The sequence below is a fragment of the Tenacibaculum sp. nBUS_03 genome (genome assembly GCF_051201695.1).
Taxonomy (GTDB): domain Bacteria; phylum Bacteroidota; class Bacteroidia; order Flavobacteriales; family Flavobacteriaceae; genus Polaribacter.
In genome coordinates, this window is record NZ_CP179214.1 from 2,972,842 (window position 1) to 2,992,204 (window position 19,363).

Genomic DNA, 19,363 nt, shown 5'->3' on the forward strand with positions numbered 1-19,363 from the left:
GTGCTTTTCAATTTAATTATCATTGTTGATTAATCCCCCAATTATCAAAATGATTCCCCTTGTATATTACAATGCAAATATCAGATTAAAAAATAATTTAATATTAACTTAATGTATAGTTTGCATATCTTGATGTATAATTTGCATGTAATTTAGTGTGAGAGGTGTTATTTGTGATGTGAATGCACTTAAATGGAGTTTATTCAATTTTAATTTTAACTTTTTATAGATTACTTTTGGTGTAAATACTAGAGTATGATAAGAGCTGTTATTGTAGACGATGAGCCTAAAGCAATTCAAGGTCTTACTTGGGAATTGTCTAATTTTAATGATGATTTAGAAATTATTAAAACTTTTACTGAGGCAGATAAAGCAATTGAATATATCAATTCAAATGTTCTTGATTGTTTGTTTTTAGATATTGAAATGCCAACGATGGATGGTTTTCAATTATTAAAAAAAATAGAAAGAAAAGATTTTGCAGTAGTCATAACAACTGCATATAATGAGTATGCTATTAAAGCGCTAAAAAATCAAGCAATCGATTATTTATTAAAACCTATTGATTCTGATGATTTAGAAGAAACATTGAGTAGAATTAAAAATTATTACTCAAAAACTAGTAGTACAAGTAAGTTTGATAAAATATTATCAAGTTTCAACGAAAAGTTTAATAGGCGTAAAATTACAATCAGTACTGATGGTAAGCTTGTTTTTTTGGAAGAGTCAGAAATTTTGTTTGTTGAATCTGATGGGAATTATTGTTCTATACATACAACAAATAATAAAAAAATAGTAATAACTAAAAAGTTAAAAGAAGTTAATACACTGTTACCTGACGATCATTTTTTTAGAATCCATAACTCTTTTATTATTAATCTTAATAAAATAAAAGAATTTTTAAAATCAGATGGGTATGTTATTTTAGAAAATAATAATAGGATACCTGTATCAAGGCAAAAGAAATCAGATTTTTTAGATAAATTTTAAAACTCAATGAAGCTTTTTTCCTTATATTTTTTATTTTTTTTTGTAATCTTCAAAGGGCATTGTCAAGATACTTCTGTACTTGAAAACAGTATAACAACTTTTTTTGAAGAAGATTTTGATGATTATTTTCAAGTACAGAAGTATTTTGAAAAAACTAAATTTGGTAAAGATGAAATAGATTTACTTCTTTGGAAAAGTAAAGTAAACAAGAATATTCTTGGAGAAATTCATTCCTATAACTTATTAGGAAGATACCATAGAAATAACACTGCCTATAAAAAAGCAATAGAAAATTACTTAAATGCGCTTAACTTATCAAGAGAGTTTAAAAAGTTGAATGCCGAAATAGTAATATTGAACCAGATAGGCGTTGTATATCGAAGGCAAGATAAAATTAGAAGTGCTCTAAATTATCATCAATTTGCCCTTGAGTTGATAAATAAAATACCAACTCCTACTGATGATATAAAGATGAGTAAAAGTGTATGTGAAAACAGTATTGGAAATATATACTTAAAACTTAAACAGTATAAATTAGCACTTGAAAAGTTTGAAAAAGCCATTATAACTAAAAAAGAGTTACAAGACAAAAGAGGTTTAGCAATTAATTATCACAACATTGGATTTGTGTATCAAAACCTAGAAAAATTAGATGAAGCGTTGTTTAATTATAACAAATCATTACAGTACAATTTAGAGATTAAATCTAAAATAGGTAAGGTTATTTGTCATAATAGTATTAGTAACGTTTTAATTTTGAAAGGTGAATATAAAAAAGCCTTAAAATATGTACAAGAAGTAAAAACTTTATCTGAGGAAATAGGGAATAAATTTTATATCACAAGTGTGTATAATACCATTGGTAATTGTGAAATTAATATAGGTAACCTTGATAAAGGGAAAAAAATTATTAAAAATTCGTTAGACATTTCTTTGAAGTATGGTATTCCTACCAATACTAATAAATCGTATGAATACTTATCGGAAATTTATAGATTAAAGGGAGATTATGAAAACGCGTATACGTTTTATAAAAAATCTATTTTAGGAGAAAATGAAACTTTTAATGATAGAAACATACTTTATGTAAATAACTTAATTAGTAAGTATGATAATGAAGTAAAAAACAATAAGATAAAAAGTTTAGCTAAGGAAAATGAGATTACTAAATTAAAGCTCACTCGTAATAGAAATATTTTAATCATTGCGTTGGTTTCAATAGCATTATTAGGTGTTTTGTTGTACGCAATTTATGGGCAACGGTTGTTGAGCAATGATAAAAAAATATTGGTTCTAGAGCAAGAAGCATTGCAAAATCAAATGAATCCTCACTTTGTGTTCAATGCCCTTAATTCAATTAAACTTTATATTATAAATAATGAACAGAAAAATGCAGTTTATTATTTGAACAAATTCTCAAAGTTAATCAGAAGTATTTTAGAGTCTTCAAAAACAAAAGAAGTTCCTTTAAGTGATGAGTTGAAAACAATGAACTTGTATATGAGTATCGAAAATATTAGATTTTCTAATGAGATTGTATATCATGAAAACATTGATGATGAAATAAATTTAGATAAAGTAAAAATACCTCCTTTAATTCTTCAGCCTTTTTTAGAAAACGCAATATGGCATGGTTTATCTTCCAAAAAAGGAGTAAAAAAAGTAACATTATCAGCAACTAAAATTTCAAATGATTTTATTCAAATTGATATATTAGACAATGGAATAGGAAGAAAGGAAGCGTTATTAATAAAAAAGAACAAATCACTTAAAAGAAAGTCAATAGGAATTGAGTTAACAAAACAGAGGTTGCAAAATTTTACTGATGTATATAAACATAATTACTCTTTGGTGTATACAGATTTAATGGATGAGAATAATTCTCCAATAGGTACAAAAGTATCACTGAAAATACCACTTAGCTAAAAATCGAAAGATAATTGTACCCAAACAGGATCTTTTTTATCTGTATTTAAGTTACTAAAGGAAATGCCTAATAGCCTGACAGATTCTTTTAGTACATCTTGATATAAAAGTTCTTTAATAATAGGCATAAAGTCTTTTTTCAAATAGATGTACTCATTCACTGTTTTACTTCTTGTTTGTTGTGTAAAATTACTATATTTAATTTTTAAGGTTAATGTTTTTCCTTTAGTTTTAGAATGTTTCATTCTTCTTTCCAGTTCTTCCGCTATTACCTCAAGACGTTCTATCATGTATACTTCAGAAGAAATATTTTCATTAAAAGTTCTTTCAGCAGCTATAGATTTACGTATCCTATTAGGTTTTACTCTACTGTAATGAATGCCTCTTACGATATTATAGTAGTGTAAGCCAGATTTTCCAAAATGTTTAATGAGTTCTTCTTGTGGTCTTTGTTTTAAATCTTCACCAGTAAATATACCTAAGTTATGCATTTTAGCAGCGGTTACTTTTCCAACACCATAAAATTTATTGATAGGAAGTTTTTCTAAGAAGTCAATCACTTCAATAGGTTTAATAGTTTTTTGCCCGTTTGGTTTGTTTATATCAGAAGCTACTTTAGCTATAAACTTATTAATAGAAATACCAGCAGAAGCACGTAATTCTAATTCTTCCCAGATGCGTTGACGAATCTCTTGTGCAATTAAACTAGCGGAGGGGTTTCCTTTTTTGTTTTCAGTAACATCTAAATAAGCTTCATCTAATGATAAAGGTTCAACCAAATCAGTATAATCATAAAAAATAGCTCTTATTTTTGATGATATCTCTTTATAGCGATGGTATCGAGGTTTTACAAAAATTAAATGTGGACACTTTTGTCTAGCTAAAACACCACTCATTGCTGATCGTACACCAAATACTCTAGCTTCATAACTTGCAGCAGACACAACACCCCTAATTTCATTCCCTCCAACTGCAACAGGTTTACCAAGTAAATCTGGGTTGTCAAGTTGTTCTACAGATGCATAAAATGCATCCATGTCAACATGAATAATTTTTTTATATGGTGGTTGTAAATCTATACAGTAAAAATATAAAAACTCCCAAAGAAAGTTAACTTTCTTTGGGAGTTTTTATAAAAGTGTTGAGGTAATTTATTTAAAAATTGATCTAAAAATATCATTACCGTTTGCAAATAGTAATAATGAAAGTAAAAATACAAAACCTATTACTTGTGCATATTCTAAAAATTTATCACTTGGTTTTTTTCCAGTTATCATTTCCCACAGTGTAAATACTACATGACCACCATCTAATGCTGGAATAGGTAATAAATTCATAAAACCTAACATGATTGATAAGAACGCTGTAATGTTCCAAAACGCTTGCCAACTCCATGTTACAGGGAAAATATCCATTATCGATTTGAAACCACCTAAGCCTTTCCAAGCACCAGTGCTAGGGTTTGCTATTTTTTTTATTTGTTTGACGTAGTTTGTTAAAGTACTCCAAGCTTTGTTTGTTCCTGCAGGAATTGCTTCTGTAAATGAATAAGATTTACTAGCTAACTTATAGTATCCTAATTTCTCTAAATTAGACATAGAAACACTTGTCCACATTACTCCTAAGTTACCATGATTAGATACTTTAACAGGAACATTTTTAGTTTCTTTTCCTCTTTTCAAAGTGATTGATATATCTTGACCTTTTAAGTTTTTTAGTATAGGTTTGGCTTCGTCATAGTAAGTTATAGAAGTTCCATTAATAGCAGTAATTATATCTTTTGGTAAAATATCAACTCCAGCATTTAATGAGTCTTTTTGAACTTTAGCAATAACAAATGGATATCTAACGGCTAAAAAAGGGCCAGCATCTTTCCCTCTATCAACTAATTTTGAAATAAAATCAGTAGGAATTTTTTTCTCTATTGTTTCTCCATTACGTTCAACAGTGTATTTATTTCCGTTAATAAATTGTATGGTTAGCTCTCTAAATTTATCAACTTTTTCGCCGTCAATAGATAGTATTTTATCTCCTGTTTGTAAACCTAAATCGGTAGCAAGTTGGTCTTGAACCCAAACACCATCTTTTACGCTGTCATTAGGTAAAAACTTTTCACCATATCCCCACATCAGGCATATATATATTAAAATACCCAACACAAAATTAACAAATACACCACCTAACATGATAATTAAACGTTGCCATGCTGGTTTTGATCTAAATTCCCATGGTTTAGGTTCTTCTTTTAATTGCTCAGTATCCATGCTTTCATCAATCATACCAGCGATTTTTACATAACCACCTAAAGGAATCCATCCAATACCATAAACAGTTTCACCAATTTTCTTTTTAAATAAAGAAAACTTGTAGTCAAAAAATAAGTAGAACTTCTCTACTTTAGTTTTAAATAGTTTGGCAGGTATAAAATGGCCTAACTCATGAAGAACAATTAAAAGCGATAAGCTTAAGATAAATTGTGATGCTTTTATTAAAATTTCCATAAATGGGTTTATTTCTAAAATTTAAAATTTGACAAATGTACGTTTTTAAAAAGAGTTCTAAAAGTTTGTAATAGGAGGTATTCATTGATTTAACAAACTTTTTGTAGTATGAATATGGAATAGTTGTTTTTAGTCGTATTTTTGTATAAAATTTCAGAAGAATGGACTTTAAATTCTTTAAAAAATCGAAAAGCACATTAATTTTTTTACTTGTTTTCTCGGCAATAGCACTTCCTGTTTTCTATCATTTAGTAAAAGTTGACAAGCAATTACCTATTTATAACCCAGTTGATATTAATCCTAGGTTAGTTGATGCCTCTGTTAGAAATAAATCTAAAAACCATACTGTTGGAGATTTTTCATTAGTTAACCAAAATGGAGAAACAATTACTCAGGAGGATTATAAAAATAAAATTTATGTAGCCGATTTCTTTTTTACGCGTTGTCAAACTATTTGTATAATCATGGCTTTAAATATGACTGAATTACAAAGCCATTATAAAAATGATGATGAAGTATTATTTTTATCGCATTCTGTAACGCCGGTTATGGACAGTGTTCCTGTTTTAAGAGCGTATGCTGATAAAAAAGGAGTGATTGATGGGAAATGGAATGTAACTACAGGAGAAAAAAAAGAAATTTATAACTTGGCCCGTAAGCATTATTTTGCTGTACTAGACGAAGGGAATGGTGATGAAAATGATTGGGTTCATACCGAGAACTTCGTATTGATAGATAAAGAACGTCGTATTCGAGGTATTTATGATGGAACTAAGAAAGAGAATATGCAAAAAATTATTGACGATATTACTTTACTAAAAGAGGAGTATAAAAAATAGGCTGTTAAATCAACAAAACATGCTTAGTCTTATAATTTTAAGCATGTTTTGTTATGATGATGCAATAAAAAGAATTTATTTAATTACCATTAGAATGCGAACGGCCATTTACCTTTTTTATTGAAATAATATTGTTTGAATAATAAATAGTGTTATTTTTTTCACTAGGTCAAACTCTATTAGTACTTTTTTTCCTTCTTTGAATAAATCTATTTGTTTAAAGTTTTTTACTTTATTAAATTCATTTTCTGATAAATAAACTGGTAGTATAGAATCTTTATTAAATCGGAGAAAGATATATGGTTTTTCTAATAGGTTTAAATTTCTTAGTTTTCCAAAGTACTGATATAATTTTTCTTCTTCTGAAATAATTTCATTTCTTTTATTTAATAGTACATCGTCTATTTTCTTGTTTAAATCATTTAGTTCTTTATCGGTTGCACCATAGGCACTCATAAATGAAATTGATTTAAAAGTCAGTTCTGCTTTTGCTTTTTCATTACTTTTTGTTTTACATGAAACAAAAAATAATGAAAATATCATGATAAAAAAACACTTGTTTTTCTCATTTTTAATTACATTTTCCATTATTAGAATTAGCATTTAAAAACGATTATTTTTTATTGCCCTCTTCGTCAAAGTTTTTAGTGATTTCTTGTTCTGTTTTTATCACACAAACAGCTAATGACAATAGCATAATAGCCATTGGTTGCCAGCTTATTTGAGGATTAATAGCCACAAGTGAAAGTGAAGCTACCAAAGAAATTCCTGCATACATTAAAAACTGTTTGGTAAAATAAGTATTAGCAAAGTTCCAAATAACTTCATTTTTCATGGTTTTGTTAGTACGGTAGCCATACAATGAATTTATTTTTTTAGGAGGAAAAAAATAAAAGATGATACTAAATATAAATAGTAATCCATTAATTGATAAAACGTAATAATAAGGATTCATGTATTAGTTTTTTATAGATGAAATTATATTCTTCAAAAATACATTAATATCTGCATTTTTTGTCAAACCCATTCTAACAATTACTAATTCTTGATCAGGTAAAATATATACATTTTGTCCTTTATATCCATTAAAAGAATACATATTCGTAGGTGCGTCTGGATATCTTTTAGCCGTATTTAACCATATTTGAGCACCATAGCCTCCATCTTTTTTAGTATTTGAAGTAGGTGTAGGTGTAGTTGCATAGGTAACCCAATCTTTATCAAATAAATTTATACCATTCCAGTGTCCATTATGCAAGTATAGCAATCCTAATTTAGCCCAATCTCTTGGAGTAGCCCAAGCATAAGATGAACCAATATAATTACCACTCATGTCAGCTTCAACTACCATTGAATTCATCCCTATTTTATCAATTAATGCACTGTACCAAAAATCTAAATACTCTTGATGGGTAGAAAATTGATTACGTAATATTCCACATAGCAAGTTTGTAGTACCAGATGAATAATTCCAAGATTCATTTGGTTTGCTAATTAGGGGTTTGTTTATTTGAGTTTTAGTAACGTCTTTTTCTAAAAACAACATTTTTGTAACATCAGAAATTGTGTTGTAATCTTCTACCCATTCTAACCCTGAATTCATTTGAAGTAGGTTGTGTATGGTTATGTTTTTACGATCATCATTTTGCCATTCTTTGATAGGCGCTTTATCCATGATGTTAATTTCCCCCTTACATTGTAAGATTCCAAATAAGGTTGAAGTTATACTTTTTGTCATAGACCAGCCTAAAAGTTTTGAGTCTTTGGTGAATCCTGTATCATATTTTTCTGAAATAATTTTATCTTTATAAACAACAACAACAGCTCTTGTTTGATTGGTTTCATTAAATAATGAATTGACGGTGTTTTGTAGTTTTTTATAGTCAATATTAGTAAATACAGAATCTTTTTGGGTCCATTTCCATAAGGATATGGAGTTGGGTTATTTGAGGTTGTTCGATTTGGTGTTAAAAATGGAGTAGATGTATCAAAATCATCAGTAATTAAGACTGCTCCTAATCCTTTCCTGTAAATGGCTTTTCGTTTCAATAATCCAAATGCAGATCCAGTTGCCGATTTTTCCTCTAAATCAATTTTATCTGAAGTTAAATTAATTGGAGAAAAATTGTTGTCAGTACTATCAGTAAAAGCTAAGTCTCTACCTGCAACAAAAACTGAAGAAGCGGTGTTTTTTGCTGAGTACCCTGCTAATATGTTTAACTTAGAGTAATTGTAAAAAACTACAATTATTACTATCACTAAAATAATAAGAAGTATTTTTTTTAGGAGTTTCATTATCAATGTTTTTAGCAAATGTAATAATTTAATTGATTGCTATCATTTTTAAAAAGCATGTATTATCTTTGTTTAAAATAGATGATGATATGTTTAGTGTAGAAAAAATTCGTGCTGATTTTCCTATTCTTAATCGTGAAGTTCATGGTAAGCCATTAGTATATTTTGATAATGGAGCTACTTCACAAACACCACAAATTGTTATAGACGCAATTGTTGATTATTACTCTAATTACAATGCAAATATTCATAGAGGAGTTCATACTTTAAGCCAGGAAGCTACTGATAAGTATGAAGAAGCACGTGTTAAAATTCAAAAACATTTTAATGCTAAACATCCTTATGAGATTATCTTAACAGCAGGAACAACACATAGTGTAAATATTGTTGCATCTGGCTTTACTTCATTGTTAGAAAAAGGAGATGAGGTAATTGTTTCCTCTTTAGAACATCATTCTAACATTGTTCCTTGGCAAATGTTATGTGAAAAAACGGGAGCTTCTTTAAAAGTAATTCCTATGGCAGAAGATGGTTCATTAGAAATGGAAGTTTATCATGAATTATTAAATTCTAAAACAAAATTGGTGTTTTGTAATCATGTTTCTAATGCTTTGGGGACTATTAACCCAATTAAAGAAATTATTCATGCAGCACATAAATTTGGAGCCTATGTTTTAATTGATGGTGCACAAGCTTGTCCTCATATCAAACCAGATGTTCAAGAATTAGATGTTGATTTTTATGTAGCTTCTGCTCATAAAATGTGTGGTGCTACTGGGGTTGGTTTTTTATATGGAAAAGAAGATTTATTAAATAAATTACCACCATATCAAGGAGGTGGGGAAATGATTGAAACAGTAACTTTTGAGAAAACTACCTATGCAGGGTTACCTCATAAATTTGAAGCAGGTACTCCAAATATTTGTGGAGGTATTGCTTTTGGAGTTGCCATTGATTATATGAATTCAATTGGTTTTGATGCGATTTCTAAGCAAGAAAATGAATTGTTAGCTTATGGTACTCAGGAGTTAGAAAAAATTGAAGGATTAAAAATATACGGGACTACCAATAAAGCATCTGTTATTTCATTTAATATTGAAGGAATTCACCCTTATGATATTGGATCTATTTTAGATAAATTAGGGGTAGCAGTTAGAACGGGTCATCATTGTGCACAACCTATAATGACTTTTTATTGTATTCCAGGAACGGTAAGAGCATCTTTCTCTTTTTATAATACAAAAGCTGAAATTGATATTTTGGTAAATGCTGTTAAAAAAGCAAAAATGATGTTGTCTTAAACTTATTCTAGGGTAAGATATATTTTCAAGTTAAAAAATAAAGCAATTAAAAAAGCAATGTAAATTACATTGCTTTTTTAATTTTATTATCATAAGTTTTTATTAATCTCTTGACATGAAAATTTGTAAAACATACCAAAATAAAAGCATTAGAGAAGCAAATAACCCCATTGCAGCAGGAATGTAATCTTCATTAGAAAACTTATGAACTAAGTTTGATGTCTGGTATAATATTGAACCACCAGCCAATACACACATTCCTACAGAAAACCATAAGCCAAGGTTAAAACCAAATAACATACCGGCTATCATTAATCCAATAGCGATAAAAAAACCAACAGATAATCCTGCTCTAATAAATGAAAAATCTTTTTTTGTGATAAAAACAATAGATGAAATTCCTGCAAACAATCCTAATGTTACGATACCTGCTTGTTTTATTAAATCAAAATTATTGGTATAAGAAATTGCTATGTAAATGAGAGGAATAAATATAAAAGCTTGAGCAAAGGTGTAACCAGCGTATGCTAAATATTGTAAATTTTTATCTGTAGTTTTTAAAGCTGTGCTTTCTGCATAGTTTGTGATTAGCATAAAACCACCTAATAAAAGTAACCACTTATATCCTTGAGTCATAGATAAAGTAAACTCTACAATAGTGGCGTTTTGTAATAATAAGTATTCAAATAAGACAAAAAGTAATACTCCACCTGCTACATGAGTGTAGGTCTTTTTGTAAAAAGCAATTCTTTCTTCTCCTGATAATTGCGATACTAATACTTTGTTGTTGAATGAATTTTCCATAAATATTTAATTTTTGTAAAGATATTTATAAATAGAAGAAAACCTAAGAATATTTTTTAAGAAAAGATAAGAGCAAAAGAAACTGGTAGTTTGGCATGATTTTTTATATTTTTACAAAAATGTATAGTATGAAGTATTTATTAAAAATAACATCAATCATATTTTTTATGGCGGTGAATGGTTTTGCACAAGAAAAAGTAAATGATTTTACTGAAATTACTTATGAAGCCAAAACAAGAGGAAGTGAGCATGCTATTAAAGTAACTCAAAATAGTGTATACTTTAAAAACAATCAAGAAACAAAAGAGGTTCCTTTGTCTAAAATAAATAGAGACAAGCTTGTTAAGATGGTAAGTCAATTATCATTACAAAATATTCAAAATTTGAAAGCACCTAGTGAAGAAAGAGCTTCAGATGGAGCTTTACATGCAAATGTAGCTGTAAAAATTGGAAAGGTGGTTTATACATCATCAACATTTGATGAAGGGAATCCTCCTAGTGAGTTAAAAGAAATTGTTAAATTAATTTTTAGTTTACATAAATTCGAATAAAAAAAAACCGAGCAATTTGCTCGGTTTTTTTATGCTTAAAAGTTTAACGTTGCTCCAAGTAAAAAGTTTGTGCCAGCTTGTGGGAAATAATAAGGAGTGGTACCCCACATGTATCCATTAGAACTATACTCTGTATCGAAAATATTATTAATCAATCCTGACAAAACAATACTTTTAAATATAGAAGTTGATTTTATAGTGTAGTTAACATTCAGGTCATTAACAAAATAACCTTCTAATTTTGAATCTTTAAATTCATTGTTACTCATAAATTGAGAGCTAACATACTTAGATAAAAATGCAATATTTAAGTTTTTAATTGGTTGGATATTAATTGCGTTACCAGCAATAAATTCAGGAGAGTATGAAATACTTGTGTTTCCTAATTTTTTTACTACAGCACCATTTGTTTCTTTAAAATCTATGTTTTTGTTTTTGCTAATTGTAAAATTTGGAGTAACATTTAAGTAATCAGTAATTTTTATGGAAGCATCAACTTCTAGCCCTAATCGATAACTCTCACCAATGTTAGCTCTTATAGGCGATCCTACATTGTCAATTTCACCAGTTAAAGCTAACTGATCTGTATATTCCATATAATATACATTTGTATTTACTTTAATTTTACCTGAATTAAAACGCCAACCTAATTCAAAATCATCTAATTTTTCAGGTTTAGGATTCCCGTTTTCGTAATCTGTTCTGTTAGGTTCTCTTTGCGCTCTTGCGTACGAAAAATACAAGCTATTATTTAGGTTAAATTTGTAGTTGAATCCAGCTTTAGGATTAAAGAAGTTAAATGTATCATCAACTAGGGTAGGTTGAACACCATTTGCCTTATAATTAACATTTCTGTTTTGAAGATCAACAAATAAAGATAGTTGATCACTCATTTTATAGGTTGCTTTTATAAATAGATTAAAATCTTCTTTATTTCCATAATTGTCATAATAACGATTTCTTATTTCACTAGAAGAAGCATAACGAGCCCAGATAACTTGACCAAAATGATCTCCTTTATATTGATTCCATCCTCCTCCAAAAAGAATGTCTAAATAATCATTTTTGTAGTTTAAATTGTAAGTAATTCCGTAAAAGTCATTTCTTAACCATTTTCTTCTTACTAAATCAGTTGAGTTAATAGTTTCTCCTCCAATAGTAATAGGTGATAAATTATAACTTGAAAAATTTGCATTCTGTTTGTATTGTTCGTAAAACCCTCTTCCAAAAGTATAATGCAATGCGATATTTGACGATAAGTTATCATTATACTTTTGATTCCAGTGTAATTGAGCATGATCTTGTTTATAATTATCAACCTCATTGTCATAGTATCCTATTACATTCCAGTTAGTATCATATAAAGCACCGGCAGAATTAAAAGTTTTGTTTGTTTTTAAGGTAGCTGCATCAACACCATTCCATGATTGATATGTAATTTCATGACCTCCAAAAACAAGTCCTTTAATTAAAGTATTATCATCAACATAGCTTCCTTGTAAAAAATAAGATTTTAAATTTGAAGAAGCTCTATCTATAAAACCGTTAGACCTAACTCTTGATATACGTCCGGTAAATTTAACATGGTCGTTTAATTTTCCTGTACCAGCTTTTGCAGTGTATTTTTGTGTGTTAAAAGAGCCGAAAGAAGTTGATATTTCACCAAAAGCTTCATCAGAATCACTGTCTGTTAAAACATTTAAGCTAGCACCAAAAGCTCCAGCTCCGTTAGTTGATGTTCCTACTCCTCTTTGTAACTGAATACTTTGTGTAGATGATGAAAAGTCAGGCATATTTACCCAGAAAGTACCTTGACTCTCACTGTCGTTATATGGAATACCATTAATAGTAACATTAACACGTGTTGCATCAGAACCACGAACACGAATACCAGTATAACCAATCCCGGCACCAGCATCAGAAGTAGTTACTACTGAAGGTAAGTAGTTCATTAAAATAGGAATGTCTTGTCCTAAATTACGCTTAGCAATTTCTTTTTTAGATAAATTAGAATGTGTTACAGGTGCATCTGCCTTTACACGTACCGCAGAAACTAAAACTTCATCTAAAAGATCAGTATCTGGATTTAATTGGAAAATAATATTTTGGTTACCAGTTAAGGTAATGTTTTGTGTTAATGTTTTAAAACCAACATAAGACACTTCAATAGAATGGGTGCCTTCTGTAATTTTTAATTTAAAACCACCTTCAAAATCAGTAATTGTTCCTTTTTTTAAAGATTTCACAACAACAGTTGCTCCTTCCAAACCTTTTTGTTTATTATCAACTACTTTACCTGATAAAATAGAAGATTGTGCATTTGCAGTTAAGGTTGCAAATAATACCATTAAAAAAGCTACTTTCTTCACTTGTTTAATAAAAGACATCGGTCTCATTTTTTTGTTAAAAATAAAATAGAATAAAAAGAGGTAATTATTTTATGGTTAATTATTGAATAATTACTTGCCATTTTACAACATTAATGAACTATTATTTTCCTCATTAACAGTTGTCAAAGTAATCTTCTAATTACTTGTGTATGACATTCATTTTCCTAAACAGCATTACCTGTTCTAGGTTCAATGGGTATGATCTCAGCCTAATTTTAAATTTAAAAGGCACCCCTTTATGAGAACGCCACAAATGTATGACGGATTTTTTAATTAGAAATGATTAAAAAGAATTATTAGGTCAAGATTTAATTTGATATTTTAGTGGTCGTAATCTATTTTTATTTATGAATAAACCATTTAAAATAAACGTTAATGAATTATATGATTTTGAGCTTAATAGTGATGAAATTAATTCATTAGATATTGTTGAGGAATCAGCTAAGAGTTTTCATGTTATAGCGGATAGTCAAAACTATGAAACAACGCTTCTTAAAAGTGATTTTAATAAAAAAAAGTACTCAGTTCAAATTAATGGAAATGTGTATGAAATAAAGATCTCTGATGAGTTAGATATGTTAATTAACGAATTAGGAATGGAAGCTTCTTTAGAAAACAAAGAAGATGATGTCAAAGCCCCAATGCCTGGACTTATTGTTTCTATAGATGTAGTTAAAGGCCAGGAGGTCAAAGAAAACCAAGGGGTTTTAGTACTTGAAGCTATGAAAATGGAAAATACATTGTTAGCTCCTCGAGATGGGATTATTAAATCGATCGATATACAAGTTGGAGATAAAGTAGAAAAAAATACGGTTTTAATTGAAATGGAAGAGTAAGATGAAGAAGATATTAATAGCAAACAGAGGTGAAATAGCACTAAGAGTAATGCGTTCAGCTAAAAAAATGGGAATTAAAACAGTAGCTGTTTTTTCAGAAGCAGATAGGAATTCACCACATGTTAAATTTGCAGATGAAGCAGTTTGTATAGGGCCAGCACCATCTAATGAATCCTATTTATTAGGAGATAAAATTATTGAAGTAGCTAAAAAATTAGGTGTAGATGGTATTCATCCTGGATATGGTTTTTTAAGTGAAAATGCTACCTTTGGTGAAGCAGTAGCTGCGAACGGAATTACTTTTATAGGGCCAAAATCAAAGGCAATAAAGGTAATGGGAAGTAAGTTAGCTGCTAAAGAGGCTGTAAAGGCATATAACATTCCTATGGTCCCAGGAATAGATGAAGCTGTTACTGATGTGTCTTATGCTGAAAAAGTAGCGAATGAAATAGGGTATCCAATTCTTATTAAAGCTTCTGCTGGTGGAGGTGGTAAAGGTATGCGTGTTGTTGAAAAACAAACTGACATTAAAGAGCAAATGGAACGCGCAATATCTGAGGCAGTATCTTCCTTTGGAGATGGTTCAGTTTTTATAGAGAAATATGTGGGGTCTCCTCGACATATTGAAATTCAAGTTTTAGCTGATGGTCATGGAAACGTTGTACATTTGTTTGAGCGTGAATGTTCTGTTCAAAGGCGCCATCAAAAAGTAGTTGAAGAAGCTCCTTCTAGCGTATTGACACCCGAAATACGTCAAAAAATGGGGGAAGCTGCAATAAAGGTGGCTAAAGCCTGTGATTATTTAGGGGCAGGTACAGTTGAATTTTTATTAGATGAAAATAAGAATTTCTATTTTTTAGAAATGAATACTCGTTTACAGGTAGAACATCCAGTAACAGAAATGATAACTGGAATAGATTTGGTAGAGGAGCAAATAAAGATTGCTAGAGGAGAAGCGTTATCATTTACACAACAAGATTTAAAAATAAATGGTCATGCTTTGGAGTTGCGAATTTATGCAGAGGATCCATTAGAAGGTTTTAGTCCAAGTATTGGAGTGTTAGAAAAGTACCAAGCTCCAGTTGGGAAAAATATTCGTGTAGATGATGGTTTTGAAGAGGGGATGGAAATCCCTATCTATTATGACCCTATGATTTCAAAGTTAATAACCTACGGAGAAACTCGTGAAGAAGCTATTGAAGTAATGAAAGAAGCAATTGTAAATTACAAAATAAAAGGAATAAAAACTACATTACCTTTTGGTAAATTTGTTTGTGAGCATGATGCTTTTATTTCAGGCAATTTTGATACCCATTTTGTAAAAAAGTTTTACACGCCTCAAAGTTTAGAAGAAACTTATAAGATAGAAGCTAAAATTGCCGCTAAAGTAGCTTTACAACAATATTTAAAAGAACAACAAATTTTAAAAGTACCAACTCGTGAAATCTAAAACAGAACAATTACAAGACAAAATAGCAGAAGCAAAGTTAGGAGGGGGGCAAAAAAGAATTGATCGCCAACACCAAAAAGGAAAGCTTACTGCACGAGAAAGAATACATTACTTATTAGATGAAGGTTCTTTTGAAGAAGTTGGTATTTTAGTAACACACCGTACCAAAGATTTTGGGATGGAAAAACAAAAATTTTATGGAGATGGAGTAGTTACCGGCTATGGTACAGTTAATGGTAGGTTAGTCTATGTATTTGCACAAGATTTTACTGTTTTTGGAGGTTCATTATCTGAAACTCATGCGGAGAAAATTTGTAAAATAATGGATTTAGCTGTTAAAATCGGCGCCCCTTTGATTGGTTTAAATGATTCGGGAGGAGCACGAATTCAAGAAGGAGTTCGTTCGTTAGGTGGATATGCTGATATTTTTTATAGAAACGTACAAGCATCAGGGGTAATTCCTCAAATTTCAGCTATTATGGGGCCTTGCGCTGGAGGAGCAGTATATTCTCCAGCAATGACAGATTTTACAATCATGGTTGAGAATTCTAGTTATATGTTTGTTACTGGTCCTAATGTAGTAAAAACTGTAACAAATGAAGAGGTTACTTCTGAAGAGTTAGGAGGAGCTAGTGCACATTCAACAAAATCTGGAGTAACTCATTTAACAGCTATCAATGATGTACAATGTTTGGAGGATGTAAAAGCATTGTTAAGCTACATGCCTCAAAACAACCAAGAAACTACTCAGAAAGTTCCATTTACATTAGGTAATGAATTGAGAGAAGAATTAGCAAATATCGTTCCTGAAAATGCAAATAAACCGTATGATATGAAAGCGGTTATTACTGGAATTACTGATGTAGATTCTTTTTTTGAAATACATAAAGACTATGCAGAAAACATCATAGTAGGTTTTGCACGTTTAGGAGGAAGAAGTATTGGTATTGTAGCAAATCAACCTATGAGCTTAGCAGGATGTTTAGATGTAAATAGTTCAAAAAAAGCAGCTCGATTTACACGTTTTTGTGATTGTTTTAATATTCCTTTATTAGTTTTGGTTGACGTACCTGGTTTTTTACCTGGAACAGATCAAGAGTGGAATGCAATTATTACCAATGGAGCAAAATTATTATATGCGTTAAGTGAAGCTACTGTTCCAAGAATTACTGTAATTACTCGAAAAGCTTACGGTGGAGCTTATGATGTAATGAACTCCAAACATATCGGAGCTGATATGAATTTTGCGTGGCCGTCTTCTGAAATTGCTGTGATGGGAGCTAAAGGAGCAAGTGAAATTATCTTTAAAAAGGAAATTTCAGAAGCAGAAGATAAAGAAGCTAAGTTGTTAGAGAAAGAAACTGAATACGCTGAGTTATTTGCCAATCCATATACTGCGGCTGAACGCGGATTTGTAGATGAGGTAATTTTACCTGAAGAAACTCGTAGAAAGTTAATAAAAGCTTTTGCTATGTTAGAGGGTAAAAAAATAGATAGACCAAAAAGAAAACACGGTAATATTCCTTTATAAACACTATTAATTGCATGAGTTTATTGTTTTATAAACTCATGCAATTTTATATTTTAGGTTTTTTTCTCAATAACTTTTTTATAGATTTTCTCTTTTTATTTTCAATACTTTTCTTGATTGAACTTTTAGAAGGTTTTGTAAGTATTCTTTTTTTTGGGCGAATTAAATTTATTTTAATTAAATCTATAAACCTTTTTATAACAAGTTCTTTGTTTCGGTGTTGTGAGCGTGTTTCATCACAAAATAAAATTAGAAAGTGGTTTTTGGTTAATTTATTAGCTAATTTTTTATGGAGCAATTCTTTTTCTTTAGAAGAAAGTATATTGGAATTTTTTATATCAAATGATAGTTCAATTTTTGAAGAAACTTTATTTACATGTTGTCCACCTGCACCAGAACTTCTAATGGCTTTAAAATTAAGCTCTTTTGTTAATTCTGCGATATTCACTATTGTAAAGAAAAATTGTTTGAATCTAAATTTTTAGGTATAAAATTCACGTCTAAGTCATTTAAACTATTAGAAAAAGAATATAAGTTTTCTTTTTTAGAAAGTAATTCATCAATAATAGTTATTGCTTTTTTTAAACGAGTTTCTTTATCTCCTTTTAATAAAATATAAGGGCGATTGTATTTTTTTAGTGCATTTTCAAAAGCTTGAAACATTTCCAATCGTTGTTCAGGTCGATCTCTTAAATCATCAGCTTCCCAGGGGGTATCAATGTATGTTAAAAAGTAAATATCATAAGTGTTAGACAAGGCGGCTTTGTCTAATATTGGATCAACGAATCCTCCATAATACGCTTCAGAATATACTTTTGTTTCTAACAAATCTGTGTCGCAAATCAATACTTTGTCAGCTTTTTTGCCTAGTTCATTTTCAAGTTGCATTTGCCCTTTTGCAATAGGTAATAAATCGCTTTCTTCACAAGTTTTACGTTCATTATTCCATTTGTCTTGTAAGTATTCACGAGCAAATTCAGGAGTCCAAACGGTATTGTAATGACGTGCTAATTGACCTGAAAGTGTAGTTTTCCCTGTGCTCTCTGGTCCAAATAAAACAACCTTTACCAGATTGATGTTTTGTTGCCTAAGTTTTTTTTCCATGCTATATAACCAGTTATTGCTAAAAAAGTGAAAATCAAATACTGTAAACTTGTGAAAGTAAACCCTTTATGGAAATACAATGGAACTGAAATTATATTTCCTATAATCCAATAAATCCAATTCTCTATTTTTCTTCTTGCCATTAGCCACATTCCAACAAAAAATATAGCCGTCGTAAATGTATCAACTAAAGCAGTCCAGTCGTTCCATTTGTCAAAAGCAATATAAACTAGATAAACAAACCCAAGCGTCATTATAAAAATTATAGCACTAATTTGTTTTTCGAGTGAAGTTGTTTTAGAGATAGAAGTTGAATTACCATCCTCGGTTTTACGTGTCCAAATATACCAACCATAAATGCTCATGATGAAATAATAAGCATTGATCATCATGTCTCCTAAGAGTTCCCATTTCAAAAGAAGATACACAAAAATAGAAGTACTAATCATACCTGTTGGGAATACCCAAATGTTATTTCTTCTAGAACACAAAACAGAAATAAATCCAAATATTACAGCAACGATTTCCAGTGAAATGTCTATAATGGAGTAATTTGAATACTGACTAAAAAGGAAATCAAAAATTAGGTTCATAATCGCTACGATCAGATTTTACAATTTTCATAAATAATAAGCCATGTTCTACTAATTCAAATGTATTTTTTAGTTCTAATGTAATTAACTGCATTACGGTATCATAATCACCATATACTTGTGTGCTTAAGGGGTTTTCAAGTACAGTTAAATTTGAGGCTCTTAGTTTTTGTATAAAGCTTATTATTGCTTCTTCAAATTCATTCTGAAGAGGTGTCAAAGTCAATTCAACGGATATTTTCATATACTAGG

20 protein-coding genes are annotated in these 19,363 nt (G+C 29.8%); 8 read left to right on the forward strand and 12 right to left on the reverse strand.

Translation table 11 applies throughout. The features are described from left to right. Positions 1-255: 255 nt before the first annotated feature. Together ACMFBB_RS13735 and ACMFBB_RS13740 are read left to right on the forward strand one after the other, a co-directional pair. Positions 256-990 carry a LytR/AlgR family response regulator transcription factor gene (locus ACMFBB_RS13735; protein ID WP_435261331.1) on the forward strand — a complete coding sequence of 245 codons (735 nt, stop codon included), beginning with the start codon at positions 256-258 and terminating at the stop codon, positions 988-990. 6 nt (positions 991-996) lie between these two features. Then, complete coding sequence (locus ACMFBB_RS13740; protein ID WP_435261332.1) at positions 997-2,916, forward strand: tetratricopeptide repeat protein; 1,920 nt, start codon at positions 997-999, stop codon at positions 2,914-2,916. Here ACMFBB_RS13740 and dinB read toward each other — a convergent pair. Together dinB and rseP are read right to left on the reverse strand one after the other, a co-directional pair. Continuing rightward, a complete protein-coding gene (gene dinB, locus ACMFBB_RS13745; RefSeq protein WP_435264305.1) occupies positions 2,913-3,995 on the reverse strand; it encodes a DNA polymerase IV in 1,083 nt (360 codons plus the stop codon). The genes ACMFBB_RS13740 and dinB overlap by 4 nt on opposite strands. Before the next feature lie 72 nt (positions 3,996-4,067). Beyond that, the gene (gene rseP / locus ACMFBB_RS13750; protein ID WP_435261333.1) at positions 4,068-5,417 is read right to left on the reverse strand and encodes an RIP metalloprotease RseP; all 1,350 of its coding nucleotides are present in this window, start codon (positions 5,415-5,417) and stop codon (positions 4,068-4,070) included. Positions 5,418-5,578: 161 nt separating this feature from the next. Between rseP and ACMFBB_RS13755 the strand changes: the two genes are divergently transcribed. Then, complete coding sequence (locus ACMFBB_RS13755; protein WP_435261334.1) at positions 5,579-6,256, forward strand: SCO family protein; 678 nt, start codon at positions 5,579-5,581, stop codon at positions 6,254-6,256. A gap of 117 nt (positions 6,257-6,373) precedes the next feature. Here the strand turns inward: ACMFBB_RS13755 and ACMFBB_RS13760 are convergent, their stop codons facing one another. Genes ACMFBB_RS13760 through ACMFBB_RS13775 form a run of 4 tightly spaced genes read right to left on the reverse strand, consistent with a single transcriptional unit; the run spans position 6,374 to position 8,551 of the window. Next, entirely contained in the window at positions 6,374-6,844 is a 471-nt protein-coding gene (locus ACMFBB_RS13760) for a hypothetical protein (RefSeq protein WP_435261335.1), read from the reverse strand. 25 nt (positions 6,845-6,869) lie between these two features. Beyond that, positions 6,870-7,211 carry an SdpI family protein gene (locus ACMFBB_RS13765; RefSeq protein ID WP_435261336.1) on the reverse strand — a complete coding sequence of 114 codons (342 nt, stop codon included), beginning with the start codon at positions 7,209-7,211 and terminating at the stop codon, positions 6,870-6,872. 3 nt (positions 7,212-7,214) lie between these two features. Beyond that, complete coding sequence (locus tag ACMFBB_RS13770; protein ID WP_435264306.1) at positions 7,215-8,054, reverse strand: serine hydrolase domain-containing protein; 840 nt, start codon at positions 8,052-8,054, stop codon at positions 7,215-7,217. Then, positions 8,003-8,551: a hypothetical protein gene (locus ACMFBB_RS13775; RefSeq protein ID WP_435261337.1), complete on the reverse strand. Its 549-nt coding sequence runs from the start codon at positions 8,549-8,551 to the stop codon at positions 8,003-8,005. Before ACMFBB_RS13775 ends, ACMFBB_RS13770 begins: the two co-directional genes overlap by 52 nt. 89 nt (positions 8,552-8,640) lie before the next feature. Between ACMFBB_RS13775 and ACMFBB_RS13780 the strand changes: the two genes are divergently transcribed. Beyond that, positions 8,641-9,852 (forward strand): aminotransferase class V-fold PLP-dependent enzyme, encoded by a 1,212-nt coding sequence (locus ACMFBB_RS13780; RefSeq protein WP_435264307.1) that lies wholly within the window; start codon positions 8,641-8,643, stop codon positions 9,850-9,852. Positions 9,853-9,954: 102 nt separating this feature from the next. Here ACMFBB_RS13780 and ACMFBB_RS13785 read toward each other — a convergent pair whose 3' ends face one another. Then, entirely contained in the window at positions 9,955-10,656 is a 702-nt protein-coding gene (locus ACMFBB_RS13785; protein ID WP_435261338.1) for a Bax inhibitor-1/YccA family protein, read from the reverse strand. Positions 10,657-10,784: 128 nt separating this feature from the next. Here ACMFBB_RS13785 and ACMFBB_RS13790 point away from each other — a divergent pair, with 128 nt between their 5' ends. Beyond that, positions 10,785-11,207 carry a hypothetical protein gene (locus tag ACMFBB_RS13790; RefSeq protein WP_435261339.1) on the forward strand — a complete coding sequence of 141 codons (423 nt, stop codon included), beginning with the start codon at positions 10,785-10,787 and terminating at the stop codon, positions 11,205-11,207. 35 nt (positions 11,208-11,242) lie between these two features. On the opposite strand, the gene ACMFBB_RS13795 is transcribed toward ACMFBB_RS13790, so the two are convergent. Then, positions 11,243-13,594: a TonB-dependent receptor gene (locus ACMFBB_RS13795; RefSeq protein WP_435261340.1), complete on the reverse strand. Its 2,352-nt coding sequence runs from the start codon at positions 13,592-13,594 to the stop codon at positions 11,243-11,245. A 350-nt stretch (positions 13,595-13,944) separates the two neighbouring features. Between ACMFBB_RS13795 and ACMFBB_RS13800 the strand changes: the two genes are divergently transcribed. From ACMFBB_RS13800 to ACMFBB_RS13810, 3 genes are read left to right on the forward strand one after another with little or no spacing between them, the layout of a single operon-like run. Further along, complete coding sequence (locus ACMFBB_RS13800) at positions 13,945-14,433, forward strand: biotin/lipoyl-containing protein (RefSeq protein ID WP_435261341.1); 489 nt, start codon at positions 13,945-13,947, stop codon at positions 14,431-14,433. A 1-nt stretch (position 14,434) separates the two neighbouring features. After that, positions 14,435-15,883 carry an acetyl-CoA carboxylase biotin carboxylase subunit gene (gene accC / locus ACMFBB_RS13805; protein WP_435261342.1) on the forward strand — a complete coding sequence of 483 codons (1,449 nt, stop codon included), beginning with the start codon at positions 14,435-14,437 and terminating at the stop codon, positions 15,881-15,883. Next, positions 15,873-17,414: an acyl-CoA carboxylase subunit beta gene (locus tag ACMFBB_RS13810; protein WP_435261343.1), complete on the forward strand. Its 1,542-nt coding sequence runs from the start codon at positions 15,873-15,875 to the stop codon at positions 17,412-17,414. The genes accC and ACMFBB_RS13810 overlap by 11 nt, the downstream gene beginning before the upstream one ends. Before the next feature lie 46 nt (positions 17,415-17,460). Here the strand turns inward: ACMFBB_RS13810 and arfB are convergent, their stop codons facing one another. From arfB to ACMFBB_RS13830, 4 genes are read right to left on the reverse strand one after another with little or no spacing between them, the layout of a single operon-like run. Continuing rightward, positions 17,461-17,862, reverse strand: coding sequence for an alternative ribosome rescue aminoacyl-tRNA hydrolase ArfB (arfB, locus tag ACMFBB_RS13815; protein ID WP_435261344.1), 402 nt, complete (start codon positions 17,860-17,862; stop codon positions 17,461-17,463). Continuing rightward, positions 17,862-18,518, reverse strand: a complete 657-nt coding sequence (locus ACMFBB_RS13820; protein ID WP_435261345.1) for an AAA family ATPase — start codon at positions 18,516-18,518, stop codon at positions 17,862-17,864. The genes arfB and ACMFBB_RS13820 overlap by 1 nt, the downstream gene beginning before the upstream one ends. Continuing rightward, positions 18,479-19,111 carry a nicotinamide riboside transporter PnuC gene (gene pnuC, locus ACMFBB_RS13825; protein WP_435261346.1) on the reverse strand — a complete coding sequence of 211 codons (633 nt, stop codon included), beginning with the start codon at positions 19,109-19,111 and terminating at the stop codon, positions 18,479-18,481. Before pnuC ends, ACMFBB_RS13820 begins: the two co-directional genes overlap by 40 nt. Next, the gene (locus ACMFBB_RS13830; RefSeq protein ID WP_435261347.1) at positions 19,095-19,355 is read right to left on the reverse strand and encodes a hypothetical protein; all 261 of its coding nucleotides are present in this window, start codon (positions 19,353-19,355) and stop codon (positions 19,095-19,097) included. Before ACMFBB_RS13830 ends, pnuC begins: the two co-directional genes overlap by 17 nt. Positions 19,356-19,363 lie beyond the last annotated feature (8 nt).